The organism is Rhodococcus sp. NPDC057014, assembly GCF_042673295.1.
In the GTDB taxonomy this organism is placed as follows: Bacteria; Actinomycetota; Actinomycetes; order Mycobacteriales; family Mycobacteriaceae; genus Rhodococcus_F.
Genome location: NZ_JBHUSF010000097.1, coordinates 20,725 through 27,076 on the forward strand (window position 1 = coordinate 20,725; position 6,352 = coordinate 27,076).

Here is a 6,352-nt window from a genome sequence, read left to right on the forward strand (position 1 = left end):
GAAGCACCCTCTCGCCCCGGCGGGAGGGTGCTTCCCTGTGCCCGGACGGTCTGTCGCCGTCAGCGAGCCGGTACCGTTGGTTCCTCGATGCTGGCCGGTGCGACAGTTTCTGGGGTCTCAGGGTTTTCGCTGAGCCCGCGGTAGCTGCGATCGAGTAGGAACACGAAGACTCCTGCGAGGACGAGCACGGCCCCGAAGAGCCGGTACAGATCGACCGGCGCCCAGCCCAGCTTCAGCAGGTAACCCGTGAGGATCGGGGCGACGATGGAGATCAGCCGTCCCACTCCGATCATCACTCCCACCCCGGTACCCCTGATGGCTGCCGGGTAGATCGGCGGGCTGATCGCGTAGAAGCCGGCGATGCCCCCGTTGGCGAACATCCCGACCGCGACGGAGAGCACCATGCCGAGGGCGACGAGCTCGAAACCCGCAGCGTAGGCCACGAAGGCCACGGCACCGCCGAACATCAAGATCATGTTGGCCAGCCGTGGCCGTAGCACGAGCGTCAGTGCCGCGAAGCCGAGTGCGCCGATCACCCCACCGACGTTGATCAGCACCCCGGCGGTCACCCCGATGTTCGGGTCGCCGGTGGCGTCCGTGAGGAGCTTCGGGGTCCAGGTGTTGGCGAAGTAGAAGGCTGCGACCAGGCACGAGTAGCCGAGCCACAACAGCACCGTCCGTCGACCCATGACCCCGGCGAACAGACCAGAGCGTACCGAGCGGGCAGCGCTGGCAGTGGTTGGTTCGGGCAACGAGGTGGACGCTTGGTAGCCGAGGCGAGCTGCGATCTTGTTGTACTGCGAGAGCGCATTCTTCGGCCGCTTCTCAATGAGGAACTCGGTCGACTCGGGCAGGGACCGGACCACGATGACCAGCATCAGCGCCGTGATCGCGGTACCGAAGACGAAAGCTGATCGCCACCCGTACTGGGCGATCAGTACCCCGGAGATGGCGCCGCCGATCGCGACACCGGCGGGCAGGCCGATGCCGTAAACCCCGAGCGCTGTGCCCCGGCGCCTGTCGGAGCTGTTCTCCGAGACGAGGATGTTGAGATTGGCGACGAGTCCACCGATTCCGATTCCGGCGAATGCGCGGTAGACGATCAACTGTTCGAGATCGCCGGCGATTGCGGACAGGCCCATCCCGATCGTGATCAGTACCAGGCACGCGATCGTCGTCGGCCGGCGCCCGATCTTGTCGGCGAGCGGCGAGAGGAGGAACGCACCTGCGGCCATCCCGATCAGCCCGGCGCTGAGCAGGTAGCCGACCTGGACGGCGTCCAGATTCCACTCCTTGCTCAGGTGCGGGGCCACGAACGCCATGATCAGGATTTCGAATCCGTCGATCATGCTCAGTACGAGGCAGATCGCGATCGTCTGTATCTGGTATCGGCGCATCGGTTGCGTGCGGATATGGGTCCGAATATCCATTCGAGGTACTTTCTGGAGTTCTGACGGAGGCGAGAATTCACGTCCGGGTATCTACCGGCGTGGATTCACGTCCAGTTATCTGTTCGCGCAGTTGATATTTGACGATTTTTCCCGACGGGTTTCGCGGCAGCCCGTCGACCACGTGAAGCTTGGTGGGCAGTTTGTACCGCGCCAGGCTTGCGCTTCCGAATTCACGCAGCTCCTCCAGCGTCGCGGCGTCGTGACCGGGCCGGAAGGTGACGACGGCGGTCACCGCCTCACCCCACCGCTCGTCCGGGACACCGATGACCGCGACGTCGGCAACAGCGGGATGTCCGTGGAGGACGCTCTCGACCTCCGCGGGATAGATGTTCTCCCCACCGGAGATGATCATGTCCTTGATGCGATCGACGATGAACATGAATCCGTCCTCGTCGCGGTATCCGACGTCGCCGGTATGGAACCATCCTTCCGGGTCGATGGCGCGGGCGGTGTCCTGCGGCCGATTCCAGTACCCGGTGGTGACGTTCGGTCCGCGTACGCAGATCTCGCCCTGCCGATGTGGTTCGTCGAGGGTGCGCCCCTCGGCGTCGACGATCTTGACGTCGGTCAGGATCGGCGGTGTCCCTGCGGAGCCCAACTTGGTCAATGCGTGTTCGGCGACCAGGAATGTGGCGCTGGGGGCGGTCTCGGTGAGTCCGTACCCTTGCAGGATCTGGATGCCACGGTCGGCGTAGAGCCGCAGCAGCGCCTCCGGGACCGGGGCGCCGCCGCAGATCGCCATCCGCACACTGCTCAGGTCCGCGTCCGCGAACGCGTCGGTCTGGCTCATGAATGAGAAGATGGCGGGGACACCGAACATCGTCGTGACCCGGTGCCGCTCGATGGCGGTCAGGCACTCGTCGGCGTCGAACGATCGCTGCAGAACGACCTCACCACCCTTGAACCAGGTGGTGAAGGTGGTCACGTTCAATCCGGCAATGTGAAACAGTGGCGCGGCGACGAGGGTGACGTCGTTCTCGAGCACATCGAACTGCGAGAGCAGGTTGATGTTGCTCCACCACAGGTTGGCGTGGCTGAGGATCACACCCTTCGGGCGGCCGGTGGTACCCGAGGTGTACATGATGATCGCGGTGTCGTCTGCACCAACCCGGTCCGGGGCCGAAAGTGGGGCATGCGTTTTGATCAGATCTTCGTAGGGGTCCCAGCCGTGCGCTGCCGTTCCGATCCCGAGGTAATCGCGGACGGGCAATTCGGGGCGGATCCGAGTGATCGCCGGTTGATGCGCACTGTCGGCGACGAGAGTGTGTGCGCCGGCGTCTCGGATGATGTAGGCGAGTTCGGGTCCCGCGAGGCGAAAGTTCAACGGGACGAACACGGCGCCGAGTCGTGCGGCGGCGAGGAGCGTCTCGAGGAAGGCCGGCTGGTTCGCGCCGAGGAACGCGATCCGATCACCCCGAGACAGGCCCCGGGCGCGCAGTGCCGCTGCCAATCGGTCGACCCGGTCGAGAAGGGCGCCGTAGGTCAGAGTGTTGTCCTCGAAGGTCAGCGCGCTCCGATCGGCTGAGCGCGCGGCGCGGGCTCCGAACCAGTGGCCGAGGCCGATGTCCGGCGAATTCATGTGCATTCTTCCTTCAGCGTGCGGCGGCCGGGGTGGTGGCCAGCCGCGGGAACAGGGACTCCGCGTTCGCGCGGTTGATCGCCGTGTGGTCGGCGTCCTCGTAGTCGTCGAAGGATCGGGTGAACGACGTCGCGCGGGCCGCGGGCGCGTACGGCCAGTCGCTGCCGAAGGTGATGTGGGTGGGGTCGGCGAAGGCCAGCAGGCTGGGCAGCGCGTAGGGCGAGCCGGACAGTGCGGTATCGAAATAGAATTTGCGCAGGATGCGCAGACCGTCTTCATCGGTTCCCTGCGGGGACGCCACGTTGGCTGTGCGTTGCGCGGCGTAGGGCAGGAAGCCTCCGGCGTGAGAGAGGATCACCTTCAGGTTGGGGAACCGGTCCATACAGCCGCTGCGGGCGAGGTTGAGGGCGGCCCGGGTCGTGTCGAGCAGAAAGTCTGCCGCGTAGGGCGGCAAACCCGGTACCGGATCGGCCGGCAGATGCGAGGGATGGACGAAGACGACGGCGCCGCGTCGGTCCAGTTCCTCGAGGAGAGGGTCGAAGGCACTGTCGCCCAGGTAGATTCCCTTCGAGTTCGCGAGCAGGACGACACCGTCGGCATCGAGATTGTCGAGGGCGTATACCGCTTCTTCCAGCGCCCCGTCCACGTCCGGGAGTGTCACAGTGGCGAAGAACCCGAAACGGCCCGGATTGTCGGCAACAACTTGGGCGGTGAACTCGTTGAGTTCGCGGGCCAGAGCACGTCCTTCCGTGACGTCGTCGGCTGGTTCGACGCCCGGAGTCGACACCGACACTATCGCCGTGTCGATGCCGTTTTCGCCCATCAACTCCAGTGCGCCCTCGGTGCTCCATTCGGGAATCGCCCGCCCACCGGCGGTCAAGCCCTTGTCGAGGAGCCAACGGCGGTAGCGAGGTGGGACGATGTGTTGGTGGGTGTCGATGCGGCCAGGCATGGTTTCTCCGTTCGAGGTAAAGGAAGCGCGAGTCAGCGGGTGACGTCGACTGCGGGGATGGATGAGGCGGACTTGGTCCCCGGTGTGGTCGGGTAGGCGGAGGTCCTCGGCTTCGGCACCATCGAGATGACGACACCACCGATCAGCGCCGGAACTGCCAGCGCGTAGAACTTCGCATCGAATCCGAGGCCGGCTGCTACGAGCCAGCCGAGATACATCGGACCGAGGATGCCGCCCACGCGGCCAACGGAGAGGTTGAGGCCGAGGCCGGTGGAGCGGACGCGGGCCGGATAGTAGGTACCGACGAATGCGTTGATCAGTGTTTGCAGCCCAGTGGTACCGAGGCCGACGACCGCGACGAGAAGGTACGCCACGACGACGGGTGGGGTGAGGGCCAAGGCGACCAGAGCCGCTCCGGCGGTGATGAAGGTGGTGGTCACCACCACCTTCTGCCCGAACTTGTCGGCGAGTTGCGCAGCGGCCAGCACACCGACCACGGCGCCGCCCTTGAGGGCGATGAGGAATCCGAGCGACGCGGTCAGTCCGTAGCCGGCCGAGCGCATCAGGTCCGGCAACCAGGTGCTGACGCCGAACGTCACGAGGAGGCAGAAGAAGGTGGCGATCCAGAACAGCACGGTGCCGATCCCGCGACCGTCACCGAATACCAATGCGAATCGGTTGCGGCGAGCCTCGATCGGTTCTTCGACGGATTCTGCGGTGGTGAGCGTCTGGGGCAGCGGAAGCTGGTGACGGCGCGCGAGTTCCTCGGCTTCCGCTGTACGTCCCTTGGCGGCGAGCAGGGCGATCGATTCCGGCAGGTACCGGAGCAGGAACGGCAGGACGAGGACCAGCGGCAACGCACCGACCAGACACATGGCGCGGAATCCGAACGTGGGTACCAGCCAGATGGCCAGGGCGCCGGACAACATGCCACCGACCCCGACCCCGATGAATCCGAGGGCGGTGTTGCGGTTGCGGCGGTCCGCCGGTGCGAATTCGATCAACGTCGCGGCCACGGTGGGCATGACGGCGCCGGCGCCGAGCCCGACGAAAAAGCGTAGTACCAGGAAGATTTCGGGATTCGGTGCGAACGCGGACAGGCCCATTGCGGCGGAGAACGTGGCAACCGCAGCGATGATCACCGGGCGCCGCCCGATTCGGTCGGCGAGTCCGGCGGCACTGAGTGCGCCGCAGAGCATTCCGATCACCGACGCCGATCCCATGTAGCCGATCATGGCCGGCGTCAGTGACCAGGCTTCATAATCGCGCAACGATGGTACGACGCTGCCGAACATCGCCAGGTCGTATCCCTCGGTCATCAGGATGGCGAAACAGACCGCGATGACCGACCAGCTTCCGCCACCGCGAAAAACAGCCCTTTTCTCAGTGCTCATCAGAACTCCAGATGTCGCCCGCCCGAAGACGGGATGGAATGAGTACGCGCGGTGCGCGTCTACGAGGGCCGTCGTGTACGCGTCGCGCACCTACGGTGACACCGGTCACGCAGAATGTCAATAATCTGACAGTCAGATACCTGCCCATCCTCGAACCGGCCGTGGCGCGGCGCCGACACCCCGACCCCCGGCCCGTCATACAGTGAGTTGTGGCTACTTCCGAAACGAACTCTTCGCCCGCCCGGGCGGCAGGCGCGCAAACTCTTGCCCGCGGCCTTCGTGCACTCGAGTTGATCGCCCAGACTCCGGGCGGAATGACGATTCAGGATGTGGCGGTTGAATTGGGTGTCCACCGCAGCATCGCCACCCGACTCCTGTCGACGGTCGCCGAGTTCCGCTTGATCAATCGAGGGCCGGATGGCCGCTACCGCGCCGCTGGAGGATTGGCCGCCCTGGCACGCGAGGTCTACGCCGGATTGCGCGATCAGGCCACCCCGCCGATGCGTCAGCTGGCCAATACACTCGGTGCGAGCGTGGCATTGTTCGTGGCCGAGGCCGAGGACGCCGTGGCTGTGGCTGTCGTGGAGCCGGCCGATGCGCCCCTCAGGGTGGCTTTCCGGCAAGGAGGACGCCATCCGCTCGATCGCGGGGCCGCCGGATATGCGCTGCTCGCGGCCCAACCGGAGCGGCCTGGTGAGAATCCGCGGGTCACCGAAGCACGCCAGCGCGGGTATGTCATCAGCTTCGGTGAGGTCGCGCCCGGCTTCTGGGGCCTCGGCGTCCCACTGACTCGGCCGGTCAATGAGCAGGCCGCATGCCTGACGCTGATCAGCGCTTCCAGGGAACTGGTCGAGAGCGCTCCGGACTCCCTCTTGAAGGTGGCGACCGAGCTCAGCTCCTACGCGATCTAGCACACCACGAACGGGTCGGCATCGAGCCGGCCCTCCCGCTCCTCGGCCCGCACCGGCCATCTTTC

Annotated in this window: 5 protein-coding genes; 1 reads left to right on the forward strand and 4 read right to left on the reverse strand. The window is 65.6% G+C overall.

Features of this window, described 5'->3' with window-relative positions; genetic code table 11:
- Positions 1–59: 59 nt before the first annotated feature.
- The 4 genes from ACFTZB_RS20160 to ACFTZB_RS20175 are packed head-to-tail and all read right to left on the reverse strand — an operon-like array spanning position 60 to position 5,376.
- Positions 60–1,430, reverse strand: a complete 1,371-nt coding sequence (locus tag ACFTZB_RS20160; RefSeq protein ID WP_378433712.1) for an MFS transporter — start codon at positions 1,428–1,430, stop codon at positions 60–62.
- A gap of 37 nt (positions 1,431–1,467) precedes the next feature.
- Positions 1,468–3,030 carry a long-chain fatty acid--CoA ligase gene (locus tag ACFTZB_RS20165; RefSeq protein ID WP_378433713.1) on the reverse strand — a complete coding sequence of 521 codons (1,563 nt, stop codon included), beginning with the start codon at positions 3,028–3,030 and terminating at the stop codon, positions 1,468–1,470.
- Positions 3,031–3,043: 13 nt separating this feature from the next.
- Entirely contained in the window at positions 3,044–3,982 is a 939-nt protein-coding gene (locus ACFTZB_RS20170) for an amidohydrolase family protein (protein ID WP_378433714.1), read from the reverse strand.
- A 32-nt stretch (positions 3,983–4,014) separates the two neighbouring features.
- Positions 4,015–5,376, reverse strand: a complete 1,362-nt coding sequence (locus ACFTZB_RS20175; RefSeq protein ID WP_378433715.1) for an MFS transporter — start codon at positions 5,374–5,376, stop codon at positions 4,015–4,017.
- 209 nt (positions 5,377–5,585) lie between these two features.
- On the opposite strand from ACFTZB_RS20175, the gene ACFTZB_RS20180 reads away from it, so the two are divergent.
- On the forward strand, positions 5,586–6,287 hold the full coding sequence (locus ACFTZB_RS20180) for a helix-turn-helix domain-containing protein (protein WP_378433716.1): 702 nt from the start codon (positions 5,586–5,588) through the stop codon (positions 6,285–6,287).
- The last annotated feature ends 65 nt before the right edge of the window (positions 6,288–6,352 follow it).